The sequence below is a fragment of the Pseudomonas fluorescens group sp. PF-1 genome (assembly GCF_054481335.1).
In genome coordinates this window covers 1,421,604-1,437,714 of record NZ_JBTMNG010000002.1, presented here as the reverse complement: position 1 = coordinate 1,437,714, position 16,111 = coordinate 1,421,604, and the positions used below count along the sequence as shown (strand labels likewise).

Annotated in this window: 18 protein-coding genes; all 18 read right to left on the bottom strand. The window is 59.2% G+C overall.

Annotated elements, in window-relative coordinates:
• Positions 1-4 precede the first annotated feature (4 nt).
• Positions 5-1,474 (bottom strand): ribosome biogenesis GTPase Der, encoded by a 1,470-nt coding sequence (der, locus tag ACX3YD_RS21245; protein ID WP_103405819.1) that lies wholly within the window; start codon positions 1,472-1,474, stop codon positions 5-7.
• A gap of 216 nt (positions 1,475-1,690) precedes the next feature.
• A complete protein-coding gene (gene bamB / locus ACX3YD_RS21240; RefSeq protein ID WP_103405820.1) occupies positions 1,691-2,842 on the bottom strand; it encodes an outer membrane protein assembly factor BamB in 1,152 nt (383 codons plus the stop codon).
• Entirely contained in the window at positions 2,835-3,476 is a 642-nt protein-coding gene (locus tag ACX3YD_RS21235) for a tetratricopeptide repeat protein (protein WP_090467297.1), read from the bottom strand. Before ACX3YD_RS21235 ends, bamB begins: the two co-directional genes overlap by 8 nt.
• A gap of 41 nt (positions 3,477-3,517) precedes the next feature.
• Positions 3,518-4,807, bottom strand: a complete 1,290-nt coding sequence (hisS, locus tag ACX3YD_RS21230; RefSeq protein WP_103405821.1) for a histidine--tRNA ligase — start codon at positions 4,805-4,807, stop codon at positions 3,518-3,520.
• A 38-nt stretch (positions 4,808-4,845) separates the two neighbouring features.
• Positions 4,846-5,955, bottom strand: coding sequence for a flavodoxin-dependent (E)-4-hydroxy-3-methylbut-2-enyl-diphosphate synthase (gene ispG, locus ACX3YD_RS21225; RefSeq protein WP_020795607.1), 1,110 nt, complete (start codon positions 5,953-5,955; stop codon positions 4,846-4,848).
• A gap of 3 nt (positions 5,956-5,958) precedes the next feature.
• Positions 5,959-6,990, bottom strand: a complete 1,032-nt coding sequence (locus tag ACX3YD_RS21220) for a RodZ domain-containing protein (RefSeq protein ID WP_458960916.1) — start codon at positions 6,988-6,990, stop codon at positions 5,959-5,961.
• Complete coding sequence (gene pilW / locus ACX3YD_RS21215) at positions 6,990-7,748, bottom strand: type IV pilus biogenesis/stability protein PilW (protein WP_458960915.1); 759 nt, start codon at positions 7,746-7,748, stop codon at positions 6,990-6,992. The genes ACX3YD_RS21220 and pilW overlap by 1 nt, the downstream gene beginning before the upstream one ends.
• Before the next feature lie 12 nt (positions 7,749-7,760).
• The gene (rlmN, locus tag ACX3YD_RS21210; RefSeq protein WP_047538092.1) at positions 7,761-8,909 is read right to left on the bottom strand and encodes a dual-specificity RNA methyltransferase RlmN; all 1,149 of its coding nucleotides are present in this window, start codon (positions 8,907-8,909) and stop codon (positions 7,761-7,763) included.
• A 28-nt stretch (positions 8,910-8,937) separates the two neighbouring features.
• Positions 8,938-9,363, bottom strand: coding sequence for a nucleoside-diphosphate kinase (gene ndk, locus ACX3YD_RS21205; RefSeq protein ID WP_047538089.1), 426 nt, complete (start codon positions 9,361-9,363; stop codon positions 8,938-8,940).
• A 92-nt stretch (positions 9,364-9,455) separates the two neighbouring features.
• Entirely contained in the window at positions 9,456-9,656 is a 201-nt protein-coding gene (gene iscX, locus ACX3YD_RS21200; protein ID WP_047538086.1) for a Fe-S cluster assembly protein IscX, read from the bottom strand.
• Positions 9,657-9,670: 14 nt separating this feature from the next.
• Positions 9,671-10,012 carry an ISC system 2Fe-2S type ferredoxin gene (gene fdx, locus ACX3YD_RS21195; protein ID WP_047538082.1) on the bottom strand — a complete coding sequence of 114 codons (342 nt, stop codon included), beginning with the start codon at positions 10,010-10,012 and terminating at the stop codon, positions 9,671-9,673.
• Between the two features lie 2 nt (positions 10,013-10,014).
• Positions 10,015-11,877 (bottom strand): Fe-S protein assembly chaperone HscA, encoded by a 1,863-nt coding sequence (gene hscA / locus ACX3YD_RS21190; RefSeq protein WP_047538080.1) that lies wholly within the window; start codon positions 11,875-11,877, stop codon positions 10,015-10,017.
• 51 nt (positions 11,878-11,928) lie between these two features.
• The gene (hscB, locus tag ACX3YD_RS21185) at positions 11,929-12,450 is read right to left on the bottom strand and encodes a co-chaperone HscB (RefSeq protein WP_458962069.1); all 522 of its coding nucleotides are present in this window, start codon (positions 12,448-12,450) and stop codon (positions 11,929-11,931) included.
• An 8-nt stretch (positions 12,451-12,458) separates the two neighbouring features.
• Entirely contained in the window at positions 12,459-12,782 is a 324-nt protein-coding gene (iscA, locus tag ACX3YD_RS21180) for an iron-sulfur cluster assembly protein IscA (protein WP_003227904.1), read from the bottom strand.
• A 34-nt stretch (positions 12,783-12,816) separates the two neighbouring features.
• Positions 12,817-13,203: a Fe-S cluster assembly scaffold IscU gene (gene iscU, locus ACX3YD_RS21175; RefSeq protein WP_028620148.1), complete on the bottom strand. Its 387-nt coding sequence runs from the start codon at positions 13,201-13,203 to the stop codon at positions 12,817-12,819.
• A gap of 188 nt (positions 13,204-13,391) precedes the next feature.
• Positions 13,392-14,606: an IscS subfamily cysteine desulfurase gene (locus ACX3YD_RS21170; RefSeq protein ID WP_047538066.1), complete on the bottom strand. Its 1,215-nt coding sequence runs from the start codon at positions 14,604-14,606 to the stop codon at positions 13,392-13,394.
• Positions 14,607-14,656: 50 nt separating this feature from the next.
• Positions 14,657-15,148: a Fe-S cluster assembly transcriptional regulator IscR gene (gene iscR, locus ACX3YD_RS21165; RefSeq protein ID WP_003227911.1), complete on the bottom strand. Its 492-nt coding sequence runs from the start codon at positions 15,146-15,148 to the stop codon at positions 14,657-14,659.
• Between the two features lie 184 nt (positions 15,149-15,332).
• Positions 15,333-16,109, bottom strand: coding sequence for a serine O-acetyltransferase (gene cysE / locus ACX3YD_RS21160; RefSeq protein WP_103405828.1), 777 nt, complete (start codon positions 16,107-16,109; stop codon positions 15,333-15,335).
• Positions 16,110-16,111: the final 2 nt, after the last annotated feature.

Sequence of the window (16,111 nt, the reverse complement as noted above, 5' to 3'; positions counted from 1 at the left end):
TGCCTTAGCGCTTGTCGCGGCGCTTCTTGTCGGCTTTCTTGTGGTGCGACATCAAACGACGCTTCTTGTTGACCTGACGGTCGGTGAGCGAGTTCTTGTTGCCTTCGTACGGGTTCTCGCCGCCCTTGAACTCGATGCGGATCGGCGTACCGACCAGCTTGAGCACACGACGGTAAGTGTTTTCCAGGTAACGGACGTAGGACTTCGGCACCTTTTCGATCTGGTTACCGTGAATCACGATGATCGGCGGGTTCGCGCCACCCAGGTGGGCATAACGCAGCTTGATCCGACGGTTGTTCACCATCGGTGGCGCATGCTCACCGACCGCGTCTTCCAGAATCTGGGTCAGGCGGTTGGTTGGCCAGCGAGTGACCGCAGACTTGAACGAGTTCTGTACCGACGCGTAGAGGTTGCCCACGCCGGTGCCGTGCAGCGCCGAGATGAAGTGGATGTCGGCGAAGTCGACGAAGAACAGACGACGTTGCAGCTCGACTTTCACGAAGTCGCGCTCGCTCGGCGTCATGCCGTCCCACTTGTTGATCGCGATGACCAGCGCACGACCGGCTTCAAGGGCAAAGCCCAGCAGGTTGAGGTCGTGATCGACCACGCCTTCGCGGGCGTCCATCACGAAGATCACCACGTTGGCGTCTTTGATCGCTTGCAGGGTTTTGACCACGGAGAACTTTTCGACTTCTTCGTGGATCTTGCCGCGCTTGCGCACCCCGGCGGTGTCGATCAGCGTGTACTTCTCGTCGTTACGCTCGAACGGGATGTAGATACTGTCGCGAGTGGTGCCGGGCTGGTCATAGACGATGACCCGGTCTTCACCGAGCATGCGGTTGACCAGGGTCGACTTGCCCACGTTCGGGCGACCGATGATCGCGATCTTGATCCCGTCTTTTTCGCTCGGACCAGGAATGCGCTTGGCTTCTTCGCCCTCGGCGACTTCCTCTTCCTCGCCTTCTTCCGGCTCTTCTTCGTCTTTCGGGAATTCGCTCAGGGCGATTTCCAGCATCTGGGTGATGCCTCGGCCGTGAGCTCCCGCGATTGGAATCGCGTGGCCCATGCCCAACGGAGCGAATTCGGCGCGGGCCATTTCAGGGTCGATGTTGTCGACCTTGTTGGCAACCACGTAGGAACGCTTGTTACGTTTGCGCAAATGCTCGGCGATCATCTGGTCGGCGGCGGTAAAACCGGCCTTGGCATCTACCAGAAACAACACAACATCCGCTTCTTCGATGGCCAGCAGCGACTGCTCGGCCATTTTTTCGTCCATACCATGCTCGTCACCGGAGATACCGCCGGTGTCGACCAGAATGTAGGAACGCCCTTGCCACTTGGCCTCACCGTATTGGCGATCACGGGTCAGACCGGACAAGTCGCCGACAATGGCGTCACGAGTCCTGGTCAGGCGGTTGAACAAGGTGGACTTGCCGACGTTCGGTCGGCCCACCAGGGCGATTACGGGAACCATGCGGCTCTCCACTTCGTTATTTCAGAAAATACAAAAGCCGCTGCGAGGCAGCGGCTGGTGCTCGGGGCAATCACTGTAGGAGCGGACTGTTCGCGAAAAACGCAAAAACACCGCGTTTTTTCAGACAGAAAACGTAATCGTTGACGTCCATCGCGAGCAGGCTCGCCCCTACAAGTGAAGCAGCCTGGGGGGTTAACCCCAAGCATAGTCAAACCGTTACTTAATGGTCAGGGCTTCCAGTTTGCCGCTGTTGCCATATACATAAATCGTGTCACCCACCACCAGCGGACGGGCACGCAGGCCGTCGCTGTCGATGCGCTCGCGGCCGACAAAACGACCGTCCACCTGACTCAGCAGGTGCAGGTAACCTTCCAGGTCACCCACTGCAACGTAGCTGGAGAACACTTCAGGAGCCGACAGCTGACGACGAGCCAACGAATCGTTGCTCCACAAGGCCGTGGTGGAACGCTCGTCGACGCCTTCGACAGTGCCCGAAGACAGACTCACGTAGAGACTGCCGAAGCCCTGGGCAACACCAGCATAGCTGGAAGCATCACGCTGCCACAGCTGGCGACCGCTTTGCAGGTCTAGCGCAGCAACGCGCCCCTGGTAGCTCGCGACGTAGATCGTCTCGCCGGACAACAGCAAGCCGCCGTCGATGTCGACCACGCGCTCCAGCTCCGAACGGCCCTGCGGGATCGCTACACGCTGCTCCCAAACCGGCACACCGTTGGAAATGTCGAGAGCGACCACTTTACCGGTCGACAGACCAGCCACCGCGAGGCGGTTGGTCACGATCGGGGCACTGGTGCCACGCAGGGTGAGTACCGCCGGGGTGCTGTCATACAACCAGCGCTGGCTGCCGGTTGTGGCATCCAGACCGATCAGACGGTCGTCCTGAGTCTGGACCACAACCACATCACCGTTGTTGGCCGGCGGTGCGAGCACTTCGCTGGACACGCGAGCGTGCCATTTCTCTTCGCCGTTGATGGCGTCCAGGGCAACGATTTCACCCTTGAGCGTACCGATCGTCAGCAGACCGTAACCCACGCCAACAGCGCCGGAAACAGGCAGTTCGAGATCTTTCTTCCATTTGACGTCGCCGGTGTGGCGATCCATCGCAATCACTACACCAGTGACATCGGCGGCATAAATGGTATCGCCATCGATCGCCGGAACCAGCATGTTGTAGGTTTCGCCCTGACCGTCACCGATCGAACGGCTCCACTGCTTTTTCAGAACCACTTCTTCTTTGAAGTCGGTCAATTCGGCCGGTGGCAATTCTTTCTTGCTGTTGCTGCTGCAACCCGCGGCCAACAAGGCCAGAGCCAGCAATGCTGCATGTTTCCAACGGATCACGTCACGCATCCCCTTTAGCCAGGTCGTCCAGCTTGATTTGTAGGCCACCGACCGCCGCTTCATCCGACAGTGCCGCCTTGGCTTTTTGATACGCCGCGTACGCTTCATCGGTACGACCCAACTGCACCAGCAGGTCGCCCTTGAGTTCTTCACGCGTGGCCAGGAACGCTTTGTCGGCATCGCCTTCAAGCAGTTTCAGGGCTTCATCGGTCTTGTTCTGCGCGGCCAGCACCTGAGCCAGGCGCTGACGGGCGATTTCGCCCAGTGCCGGATTGGCCGGTTTGGCAACGATGGCTTTCAGTTCGGTGGCTGCGTCATCCAGCTTGCCGCTGTCGACGGCGACTTTCGCCACGAACAGGCTGCCGTACTGCGCGTAGGCGCTACCGCCGAATTCACTGTTGAGCTTGGCAGCCAGGTCCGAGACACGGGCCGCATCAGGCTTGCCGTCAGGCGTCAGCGTGGTTTCCAGCAATTGCTGATAGAGCATTGAGGCGCCTTGCGACTGATTGCTCTGATACTTGTGAAAGGCTTGCCAGCCGAACACGATGACCAGCGCCAACAGGCCACCAGTAACCAGGGGCTTGCCGTTGCGTGACCACCAGTCCTTCAAATCCGCCAGCTGTTCGTCTTCGGTACTCGACACCCCAATACTCCTTAATCGCTAAATCGGCTGTTTAGACAGCTTCAACCCTGCACGATGCAGGTGGCCAGGTGTGCAGCAAGCGCATCCCAGGCAATGCTTTGTTGTTCGCCCTGGCCACGCAGGGGTTTGAAACCTACCACTTGCTGGGCCATCTCGTCGTCACCGAGGATCAGTGCATACAGCGCACCGCTCTTGTCGGCTTTCTTGAACTGGCTTTTGAAGCTGCCGGCACCGGCATTCACTTGCAGGCGCAGGTTGGGCAACTGATCACGAACCCGCTCGCTCAACGCCAAGCCAGCCAGCTCGGCGGCTTCACCGAAGGCGCAGAGGTAGACGTCGACCTGGCGGGAGATCTCTTCCGGAATCTGCTCCAGGGTTTCCAGCAACAGGACCAGACGCTCGATGCCCATTGCAAAACCAACGCCCGCCGTCGGCTTGCCGCCCATCTGCTCGACCAGACCGTCGTAACGACCGCCCGCACACACGGTGCCCTGGGCGCCGAGTTTGTCGGTGACCCATTCGAAAACGGTCTTGCTGTAGTAATCCAGCCCGCGAACCAGCTTCGGGTTGATCACGTAAGGAATGCCGGCGGCGTCCAGGCGAGCCTTCAGGCCCTCGAAGTGCACGCGGGACTCTTCGTCCAGGTAGTCGGCCATTTTCGGCGCATCGACCAGGATCGCTTGTGTCTCGGCGTTCTTGGTATCGAGCACGCGCAGCGGGTTGGTCTTGAGGCGACGCTGGCTGTCTTCGTCCAGCTTGTCCAGGTGAGCGGACAGGAACTCGACCAGTGCTTCGCGATAACGGCCACGGGACTCGCTGGTGCCCAGGCTGTTGAGCTCGAGCTTGACCGCGTCACGGATACCCAGCTCGCCCCACAGGCGCCAGGTGAGCACGATCAGTTCGGCATCGATGTCCGGACCATCGAGGTTGAACACCTCGACGCCAATCTGGTGGAACTGACGATAACGGCCTTTCTGCGGACGCTCGTGGCGGAACATCGGACCGATGTACCACAGCTTCTGCACCTGGCCACCACCGGTGATGCCGTGCTCGAGCACCGCACGCACACAGGCTGCCGTGCCTTCCGGACGCAGGGTCAGGGAGTCGCCGTTACGGTCGTCGAAGGTGTACATCTCTTTTTCGACGATGTCGGTCACTTCACCGATGGAGCGTTTGAACAGCTCGGTGAACTCGACGATCGGCATGCGGATCTGCTTGTAGCCGTAGTTATCCAGCAGACGCGAAACGGTGCCCTCGAAGTGACGCCACAGCGGGGTCTGTTCGGGCAGGATGTCGTTCATGCCACGAATGGCTTGCAGAGACTTGCTCACATTAGATCCTTAAATTCCGTTCGGCTCTTGGGTCGGACTCAGCCACGCGCAATGACGGCAGCGTCAGCTTCGACCTTTTCGGCCGCTTTCTCGCGGATCAAGCGTTCGAGCTCATCCACGAGATTGTCATTCGTCAGTTTCTGCGACGGCTTGCCGTCGATGTAAATCAGGTTTGGCGTGCCGCCGGTCAAGCCGATATGGGCTTCCTTGGCTTCACCGGGCCCGTTGACCACGCAACCGATGACCGCAACATCCAACGGCACCAGCAGGTCTTCAAGACGCCCTTCCAGCTCGTTCATGGTTTTAACCACATCGAAGTTCTGCCGCGAGCAGCTCGGGCAGGCGATGAAGTTGATGCCACGGGAACGCAAGTGCAGGGATTTGAGAATGTCGTAGCCGACTTTCACTTCCTCGACCGGATCAGCCGCCAACGAGATGCGAATAGTATCGCCAATCCCTTCGGCGAGCAGCATACCGAGGCCCACGGCAGATTTCACTGTGCCGGAACGCAAACCACCCGCTTCGGTGATCCCCAGGTGCAACGGCTGGACGATTTCCTTGGCCAACAGGCGGTAGGCTTCGACGGCCATGAACACATCGGACGCTTTCACGCTGACCTTGAAGTCCTGGAAATTCAGGCGTTCGAGGTGTTCAACGTGGCGCAAGGCAGACTCAACCAGTGCTGCGGGCGTCGGCTCGCCGTATTTTTTCTGCAGGTCTTTTTCCAGGGAACCGGCGTTTACGCCGATGCGAATCGGAATTCCGCGATCACGGGCGGCATCGACCACGGCACGCACGCGATCTTCGCGGCCGATGTTGCCCGGGTTGATCCGCAGGCAGTCAACGCCCAGCTCGGCGACACGCAGCGCGATACGGTAGTCGAAATGGATATCGGCAACCAACGGCACCTTGACCAGTTGCTTGATTTTGCCGAAGGCCTCGGCAGCGTCCATGTCCGGCACCGAAACCCGCACGATGTCGACACCGGCTGCTTCCAGACGATTGATCTGTGCAACGGTGGCCGCGACGTCATTGGTGTCGCTGTTGGTCATGCTCTGCACAGCGATTGGCGCATCACCGCCAACCGGTACGTTACCGACCCAGATCTTGCGCGATTCGCGACGTTTGATTGGAGATTCGCCGTGCATGACTTATTGACCCAACTTCAGGCGAGCAGTCTCGCCACTGGTGAATGGAGCAACATCAACTGGCTGGCCGTTGTAGCTCACCTGAGCGCCACGGGCGTAGCCCAGGCGTACGGAAAACGGCGGTTTGCCGCTGACGGAAACGCTATCGCCTTTACGCTTGAGGCCGCTCAACAACACCTTGCCGGTGCCATCGCTCACTTGCGTCCAGCAATCGGCCGTGAATTGCAGTTGAACCTGGCCCTGGCCGGCGACCGGGGCAACCGCTGGAGCTGCAGGCGCCGGGGTGCTTGGGACGTTCGGCGCGGTCACGGTAGGAGCTGGTACGGCGGGCACTGCCGGCGCCGGGGTCGCAGGAGTGACAACAACCGGAGCCGTGGCGTGCACAGGTGCAGCTGGCGCAGGTGTGGCCGGCGCTACCGCAGGTGCGGTCGCTTGAGCCTCGGCCGGTGCTGGCGCCGACGTATCGGCCTGCGGCAACGCAAGCGCGGTTGCGCCTTCAGCCTGGCCTTGCGCGACGGCCTGGTCTTCCGGCTCGTCCAGTGGATGAATCTGGGTGGTGCCGTCAGCGCCTTCGACTTCCACGTGCTCCGGGCTCAGACTGACCAGATCCTTGGTATGCATCGAAGTCTGATCCTGCCACCAGACAAAACCGCCGCCAATCACTGCGATCAGCAACAGCAGACTGACAATTCGCAAGATGGTGTGGGAAACACGGACTGGCTCTTCGATGCGACCCAGGCTGTGAACGTTACTGCCCTGGGAGTCGGTGCCGGTGGACTGGTCGAACTGCTGGACCAGAACGGCCTGATCCATCCCCAACAACTTGGCATAGGCGCGAATATAGCCGCGAGCAAAGGTATGCCCGGGCAGCTTGTCGAAAGCGCCGGCTTCCAGATTACTCAGGGAATTGACGGTGAGGTTGAGCTTGAGGGCCACTTCGGCCAGCGACCAGCCATTGCTTTCGCGGGCCTGGCGCAGGGTCTCACCGGGATTCACGCGATTCGCTGCTACAACTTCGGGATGCGCCGCTTTCATCATTGCTCCGACAGGTATTGCTGATATTCCGGTGTACCGGGATAGAGTCGTTTAAGTTGCAGGCCCGCACTGGCGGCCTTGTCGCGATCTTCAAACACTTTTGCCAGTCGAACGCCGAGCAATAGACTACGTGCATTTTGCTCGGCGAGCAGGCTAAAACGGTCGTAATAGTCACGCGCGGGCACATAATGCCTGTCTTCGTAAGACAACTCAGCCATTTCCAGCAATGCACGAGGCTGCTGATGGTTCAAGCGCAGGGCTTTCTCCAGTTGCTGCTGGGCCAAATCACGCTGACCGAGCATCGAAGCCGTCATGCCAAGGTTCTCGAACACACGCGAACGCTCAGGATACAGCGTATCGGCCGCAGCCTGCTCAAAGCGCTCATAGGCGTCCTTGTAGCGTTTCTGCTCGAAAAGAAAACTGCCGTAGTTATTGAGGATTCGCGCATCGGCGGGGCGGGACGACAGCGCCTTGCGAAAATGCTGGTCGGCCAGTTCCGGTTCCATTTCAGCCTGGAATACCAGGCCCAGCGCCGCGTTGGCGTCCGGGTCCGCGTCATCCAGCTCCAGCGCTTTCTTCAGCGGTATTTTCGCTCGCTCGGTCATGCCCTGCTGCAAATAGCCGATCCCGAGCTGCACATAGGCCTCACGCGCTTCATCACGGCCCTTGCTGGTCTTCATGGGATTGTAATCGCCCGAAAGAACACAACCAGCACACAGGCTGGCCAACAGCAAAAGCAGCGCAAAGCGCAGGGACATAGAGATCCTCTCTTAGTTGTTGTTCGCGGCGTTCTGCGCCATATCGTTGTCGGCGCTCAACTCGCGCACGGCGATATAACGTTCGCTGCGACGGGTGCGATCCAGCACCTGCCCTACCAATTGACCACAGGCCGCGTCGATGTCTTCACCACGGGTGGTGCGGACAGTGACGTTGAAACCGGCGTGATGTAGCTGATCCTGGAACCGGCGAATGGCGTTGTTGCTCGGTCGCTCGTACCCGGAATGCGGGAACGGGTTGAACGGAATCAGGTTGATCTTGCACGGAATGTTCTTCAGCAACTCGATCATCTCGACCGCGTGCTCGACCTTGTCGTTAACGTCCTTGAGCAAGGTGTACTCGATGGTCAGCACGCGCTTTTCGCCCAGGGACGACATGTAGCGCTGGCACGACTCGAGCAGCATCTTAAGCGGATACTTCTTGTTGATCGGCACCAATTGGTTACGCAATGCGTCATTCGGTGCGTGCAGGGACAACGCCAGGGAGACGTCGATGTGCTTGGACAGCTCATCGATCATCGGCACCACGCCCGAGGTGGACAGGGTCACTCGGCGCTTGGAAATGCCATAGCCCAGGTCATCCATCATCAGATGCATGGCGGCAATGACGTTGTCGAAGTTCAGCAGCGGCTCACCCATGCCCATCATCACCACGTTGGTGATGGCACGGTCGACGGTCGCCGGGACGCTGCCAAAAGATTTGTTGGCAATCCACACCTGGCCGATCACTTCGGCGGCGGTGAGGTTGCTGTTGAAGCCTTGCTTGCCGGTGGAGCAGAAACTGCAATCCAGGGCACAGCCTGCCTGGGACGAAACGCACAAAGTGCCGCGCTTGCCCTGGGGAATGTATACGGTCTCGACGCAGCTGCCGGACGCCACGCGCACGACCCACTTACGGGTACCGTCGCTGGAGATGTCCTCGCTGACCACTTCCGGACCGCGAACCTCGGCAACAGCCTTGAGCTTCTCGCGCAGGGCCTTGCTGACATTCGTCATGGCGTCGAAATCATCGACGCCAAAGTGGTGAATCCATTTCATTACCTGACCGGCACGGAAACGCTTCTCCCCGATTGAGTCGAAGAATTTTTCCATTTCCTGTTGAGTCAGACCCAGCAGGTTGGTTTTAACAGTCGATGTAGTCATGGATTCACCTTCACTCTTAAGCCAATGCTTAGCGAGTGGTTACTTCAGTAGCTGCGAAGAAGTATGCGATTTCGCGAGCAGCAGCGGCTTCGGAGTCCGAACCGTGTACAGCGTTAGCGTCGATGGATTCAGCGAAGTCAGCACGGATGGTACCGGCAGCAGCTTCTTTAGGGTTGGTAGCGCCCATCAGCTCACGGTTGCGAGCGATAGCGTTTTCACCTTCCAGAACCTGAACAACAACCGGACCGGAGGTCATGAAAGCAACCAGGTCACCGAAGAAACCGCGCTCGCTGTGCTCAGCGTAGAAGCCTTCAGCTTCGGCTTTCGACAGTTGCTTCATTTTCGAAGCTACAACGCGCAGGCCAGCTTCTTCGAAACGGGAAACGATCTTGCCGATCACGTTTTTAGCAACGGCGTCAGGCTTGATGATGGAGAAAGTACGTTGAACAGCCATGGTGTAACTCCAGAAACGGTAATTTGCGAAAAATTAAACCCGCGAATTATACGCGGGTTCTTGGGTATTGCCTAACTGCGTACGGCGCAGACTCAATCTGCTTCTTCGATCCAGGCGGCCTGAATGGCTTCAAGCACCTTCTCGCCACCGCGGGTCGGATCGTCACTGAACTCCGGCAATGCCAGCACCCATTTGTGCAGATCGACGAAGTTCACGTAACGCGGGTCCACTTCCGGCCTGGATTCGGCCAGCTGGATCGCGATTTCCAGCACATCAACCCATTTCAGACTCATTTCATTTCCTTGAATCAGTGCGGCGCTTCGGCCGCATGGTTGAGCGAGTATTTTGGAATTTCGATGGTCAGGTCTTCAGTCCCGACTCGCGCCTGACAGGCCAGGCGCGATTGAGCTTCCAGCCCCCAAGCCTTGTCAAGGTAGTCTTCTTCCAGCTCATCAGCCTCTTCCAGCGAGTCGAAGCCTTCACGGATCAGGCAATGACAAGTGGTACAGGCGCAGACGCCACCACAGGCGCTTTCCATCTCGATATGGTGCTCATGAGCCAGTTCGAGGATGGACGTGCCAGTCTCAGCCTCCACAACCATACCGTCCGGGCAAAACTTTTCGTGTGGCAGAAAAATGACCTGCGGCATCGTTATTCCTCAATCTCATTCAGGTTGCGCCCCGCCAGCGCGGCTTTCACCGTCGAGTCCAGGCGGCGGGCAGCAAAGGCATCGGTCACTTGCGACAGACGCTTGGTCTGCTGCTCGATGGCGTAACCATCGGTCCCTTTCATCAGTTCGGTCAGTTCCTGCACCTGCGCATCGATGACCAGGCGCTCTTCAGCATCGAGCAAGCGGTCGCCGTCGGCCTCCAAGGCAGCCTGCACCGCCTCGATCAGGCGTTGGGCATCGACCTGCTGCTCACGCAGTACGCGGGCGACTTTGTCGTCATTGGCGTGCTGGAACGAGTCCTTGAGCATCTTGGCGATTTCGCCATCGGTCAGACCGTAGGACGGCTTGACCTGAATGCTGGCCTCGACGCCCGAACCCAGTTCGCGCGCAGAAACACTCAGCAGACCATCGGCATCAACCTGGAACGTCACGCGAATTTTCGCCGCACCGGCCACCATCGCCGGGATACCGCGCAATTCGAAACGCGCCAGGGAACGGCAGTCGCTTATCAGCTCGCGCTCACCCTGCAGCACATGGATCGCCATGGCCGACTGGCCATCCTTGTATGTCGTGAAGTCCTGGGCGCGGGCGACAGGGATGGTGGTATTCCGAGGAATCACCTTCTCCATCAAGCCACCCATGGTCTCCAGCCCCAGGGACAACGGAATCACGTCCAGCAGCAGCAATTCGCCACCATCGCGCTTGTTGCCGGCCAACGTATCCGCCTGGATCGCAGCACCGATGGCCACCACTTGATCCGGATCGATTTCAGTCAATGGCTGACGACCGAAGGCCTCGGCGACCGCTTCACGAACACGAGGCACACGAGTCGAACCACCGACCATGACCACCGCGTGCACTTCTTCCAGCTCGACGCCGGAATCGCGAACGGCGCGACGGCAGGCCTTCAGGCTGCGGGCGACCATTGGTTCGATCAGCGCATTGAACGCTTCCCGGGTCAGCTCGGCTTTCCAGTCGCCATAGGCAACCTCAACGGACGAAGCATGAGTCAGCGCCTCTTTTGCGGCGCAAGCCGTTTGCAGCAAGTTACGTTGCGCGCCCGGATCAAGGTCGGCAGACAAGCCGGCATTCTCGATGATCCAGCCAGCGATCGCATGATCGAAGTCATCGCCGCCCAGAGCGCTATCGCCCCCAGTCGCCAGAACTTCGAATACACCGCCGGTCAGGCGCAGAATCGAAATATCGAAGGTGCCGCCGCCCAGGTCATAAATAGCGACCAGGCCTTCAGCATGCTGATCCAGACCGTAAGCGACCGCCGCAGCCGTCGGCTCATTGAGCAAACGCAGCACGTTCAGACCGGCCAGTTTGGCCGCATCCTTGGTGGCTTGGCGCTGAGCGTCGTCGAAATAGGCCGGAACGGTGATCACCGCGCCCACCAGCTCGCCACCCAGGGTCGCCTCGGCACGCTGGCGCAGGACCTTGAGGATATCGGCGGAGACTTCAACCGGACTTTTAGGGCCCTGGATTGTGTCGATGAACGGCATGTGCGATTCGCCACCGACGAAGCGGTACGGCAGCTGGTCGCCCAATTGCTTGACGTCGGACAGACCACGACCCATCAAGCGCTTGACCGACAGCACAGTGTTCAAAGGATCGGTAGCGGCAGCCAGTTTGGCGGATTCGCCAACTTCGACGCGATCGGCGTGATAGCGCACGGCGGAAGGCAGGATAACCCGCCCCTCTGCGTCAGCCAAAGGCTCGGAAAGACCACTGCGCAACGCAGCGACCAGCGAATTGGTAGTGCCCAAGTCGATCCCCACAGCCAGACGACGCTGGTGCGGTTGAGGACTTTGGCCGGGTTCGGCGATCTGCAGTAGGGCCATCGTAATCAGGACTTATCTGTATATCAGGCGTGCGACCGGAGCGGCACTGGGTTAATCGTCGAGGCGCTCTTCTAACTGGCGCACTTCGTAGGTGAGCTTGTCGAGGAACTGCATGCGCCGCATCAGGCGTTCGGCCTTTTCACGTTGCACGGCATCGTTCCAGCAAGCTGCGAAGCTTTGGTTCAGCTCATCCTGGGCAGCTTTCAGGCGGCGTTTGAAGGCGGCAACGCCATTCAGGTCTGCACTGTCCTGCAAGTCTTCGAGCTCTTCACGCAGCTCCATTTGCTGCAGAAGAAACTCCGGATCATGCACCGTGACCTCCAGCGGCAGCTCGCCACCATTCAAGGCGAGCAAGTATCGCGCGCGCTTGGGTGGACTCTTGAGCGTCTGGTAGGCCTCGTTGAGGCTCGCGGATTGCTCTAGCGCCAGCCGCTGCTCACGCTCGGAAGCGTCGGCAAAGCGGTCCGGATGAACGCCGCGCGCCAACTTACGGTAGCGCGTAGCCAGCTGATCGAGATCCAGATTGAAACTCGGTTGCAGCTCAAATAATGCGAAATGACAAGGAGTACCCACGAGCCGCCTCAGATGTTGAAGCTTTCGCCGCAGCCACATTCACCGCGCACGTTGGGATTGTTGAACTTGAAGCCTTCGTTCAACCCTTCCTTGACGAAATCGAGCTCGGTGCCGTCCAGGTAGGCCAGGCTTTTCGGGTCGATGATCACTTTCTCGCCGTGACTTTCGAACACCTGATCCTCCGCAACCACCTCGTCGACAAACTCCAGCACGTAGGCAAGGCCGGAACAGCCTGTAGTGCGAACACCCAGACGAATCCCCTCACCTTTGCCGCGCCCGTCGAGGGAGCGTCGCACGTGTCGAGCAGCCGCTTCTGTCATGCTGATAGCCATCGGTGACTCCTTACTCGTCGCCAAATCTTGAAAGTCAGATCAAGCCTTTCTTCTGCTTGTAGTCGCGAACGGCCGCCTTGATGGCGTCTTCAGCGAGCACGGAGCAGTGAATTTTCACTGGCGGCAGGGCCAGTTCTTCAGCCAGCTGAGTGTTCTTGATGGTTTCCGCTTCGTCCAGGGTCTTGCCCTTCATCCACTCGGTGGCGAGGGAGCTGGAAGCGATTGCCGAACCGCAACCGTAGGTCTTGAACTTGGCATCTTCGATGATGCCGGCTTCGTTGACCTTGATCTGCAGGCGCATCACGTCGCCGCACGCCGGCGCGCCGACCATGCCGGTGCCGACATCAGGATCTTCCGCGTCCATCTTGCCGACGTTGCGCGGGTTTTCGTAGTGGTCGATGACCTTTTCGCTGTAAGCCATGATTCAATCCTCACTCATCAGAGAGTCGCTCTTCAGACCCTGTAAAAACTACTGCGCTCGGTAATCCTGCGTCAAAAACAGGCTCGGACTGCTCATTTACAACCAGTAAACTCCGCGTCCTCGCCTGTTTTTTCCTTGTCTTCCCTTCGCTCGCTACGTTTTTACAGCGTCTGCTAACGGCGATTTAATTAGTGTGCCGCCCACTCGATTTTCGAAATGTCGACACCGTCTTTGTACATATCCCACAGCGGCGACAGTGCGCGCAGCTTGGTAACGGCCTCGCAGACTTTCTGCGCGGCGTAGTCGATTTCTTCTTCAGTGGTGAAACGGCCGAAGGTGAAACGGATCGAGCTGTGCGCCAGTTCGTCGTTGCGGCCCAGGGCGCGCAGTACGTACGAAGGCTCAAGCGATGCCGAGGTGCAAGCCGAACCGGACGAAACCGCCAGATCCTTGAGCGCCATGATCAACGACTCGCCTTCAACATAGTTGAAGCTCAGGTTCAGGTTGTGCGGAACGCGGGCGGTCAGGCTGCCGTTGACGTACAGCTCTTCCAGGTGCTCGACCTGCTTGAAGAAACGGTCGCTCAGGGCCTTGATGCGCACGTTCTCGGCGGCCATGTCTTCCTTGGCCACACGGAATGCTTCACCCATGCCGACGATCTGGTGGGTCGCCAGGGTACCCGAACGCATGCCGCGCTCGTGACCGCCGCCGTGCATGGCCGCTTCGATGCGAACACGCGGCTTGCGGCTCACATACAGGGCGCCGATGCCTTTAGGGCCGTAGGTTTTGTGGGCGGAGAACGACATCAGGTCGACTTTCAGCTTCTGCAGGTCGATATCGACCTTGCCGGTGGACTGAGCAGCGTCGACGTGGAACAGGATGCCCTTGGAACGGGTCAGCTCGCCGATGGCGGCGATGTCGTTGATGGTGCCGATTTCGTTGTTCACGTGCATGACCGAAACCAGGATGGTGTCGTCGCGCAGCTCGGCTTCGATCATCTCTGGCGTGATCAGGCCGTCGGTGCGAGGCTCGATGTAAGTGACTTCGAAGCCTTCACGCTCCAGTTGGCGCATGGTGTCGAGGACAGCCTTGTGCTCAATCTTGGTGGTGATCAGGTGCTTGCCTTTGGTGGCGTAGAAATGCGCCGCGCCCTTGATTGCCAGGTTGTCGGATTCGGTGGCACCGGAAGTCCAGACGATTTCGCGCGGGTCGGCGTTGACCAGGTCGGCCACCTGACGACGAGCGTTTTCGACGGCTTCTTCAGCTTTCCAGCCAAACACGTGGGAACGGGACGCCGGGTTACCGAAGTTCCCGTCGACCAGCAGGCATTCACTCATTTTTTGCGCGACACGCGGATCAACCGGGGTAGTCGCAGAGTAATCAAGGTAAATCGGCAATTTCATGGACTATCTCCTAAATCAGGCTGGCTGGCGCGCCGTTGGCTCTCTGGCTGTCATTCGACGGCGGACGCTTCAATCTTGTCCAGGCGTGGCGCCTTGCTGTTGCAACGGCGTTGATCCTGGCGCTGGGCTACTTCTTGTACCTCACGGCGAGTCACAAGGTCAGCCAAGCTGATACCGCTCAGAAATTCGTGAATCTGCAAGCTCAGGTCGCACCACAGGTGGTGAGTCAGGCAGGTATCGCCGGAATGGCAATCACCCTGCCCCTGGCATTTGGTGGCGTCGACCGATTCGTTTACCGCATCGATCACCTGGGCGACCTGAATGCCCTGCATGTCGCGCGACAGCTGGTAGCCGCCGCCAGGACCACGGACGCTGGACACCAGATTGCTGCGGCGCAATTTGGCAAAAAGCTGTTCGAGGTAGGACAGGGAGATGCCTTGGCGCTCGGAGATATCGGCCAGGGACACGGGCCCGTGCTGCGCGTGCAACGCCAGGTCAAGCATGGCGGTCACGGCGTATCGGCCTTTTGTAGTCAGTCGCATGGACAATTACCACGGAGTTCGGAATGGGGCGAGTATGCAATTCCTGAGTATTTAAGTCAACTATAAGACCTAGTACTTTAGTCAGGTTTACCCGCGAAAGAGCGCGCGCATCATAGCAGGGTCTGCGACCCAATGGCACACCGCTTAGCGCTGTGCCACTGCCTATTTGCGACCCGCCGCGGAATCAGCTGGCCTGACTCTGGTTCTTGTCCTTCACGCAGGCGAAATCTTCTTCGCGCAGCTCGGGCAAGTCCTTGGCACAGTAATTACTGCCCAGATCCTTCAGCGCCCCGCACATCCCCTCCAGACGCCCATCCACCGCCTGCAGGTGATCGAGCAACTGGTTGATGGCACGCGCCACCGGGTCCGGCATGTCCTCGCTGACACCGTAGGCATCGAAACCGATCTTCTCGGCCATCGCCTTGCGCCTGGCGTCCTGCTCTTCATCGGACTTGACGATGATCCGCCCCGGAATCCCGACCACGGTCGCACCCGCCGGAACAGCCTTGGTGACCACGGCGTTGGAACCGACCTTGGCCCCCGCACCCACGGTGAACGGGCCCAGCACCTTGGCACCGGCGCCCACCACTACCCCATCCTCGAGAGTCGGGTGCCGCTTGCCCTTGTTCCAGCTGGTGCCGCCGAGGGTCACACCTTGATAGATCGTGACGTCATCGCCGATTTCAGCCGTTTCACCGATGACGATGCCCATGCCATGGTCGATAAAGAAGCGACGACCCACCCTGGCGCCCGGATGAATCTCGATCCCGGTCAACCAGCGCCCGAAGTTCGACACCAGCCGCGCCAGCCATTTCAGGTCCGCGCGCCACAACATCGAAGACAGGCGATGGATCCAGATAGCGTGCATGCCCGGGTAGCAGGTCAGGACTTCAAAGGCGTTACGCGCTGCCGGATCACGATGGAAAACACTCTGGATATCTTCACGCAAACGCTCGAACATCA